Source organism: Bradyrhizobium sp. Kon58, from assembly GCF_055807455.1.
On sequence record NZ_JBVVOT010000472.1, the window covers coordinates 1 to 263 of the forward strand.

The 263-nt window shown below is 61.2% G+C and carries 1 protein-coding gene; it reads right to left on the bottom strand.

The genetic code is table 11. The annotated features are described in order from the left end of the window. On the bottom strand, positions 1-263 hold a 263-nt coding region (locus AC0L20_RS41195), incomplete at both ends, for an AAA family ATPase (protein ID WP_473295860.1).

Here is a 263-nt window from a genome sequence, read left to right on the forward strand (position 1 = left end):
CGATTCGACGTCGCGGCCCACGTAGCCCACTTCGGTGAACTTGGTGGCTTCGACCTTGATGAACGGGGCATTGGCCAACTTGGCCAGACGCCGGGCGATTTCGGTTTTACCGACGCCGGTCGGACCGATCATCAGGATGTTCTTCGGCGTTACTTCAACGCGCAGTTCTTCGGGCAGTTGCATCCGGCGCCAGCGGTTGCGCAGCGCAATGGCGACGGCGCGCTTGGCATCGTCCTGGCCGATGATATGGCGATTGAGTTCGT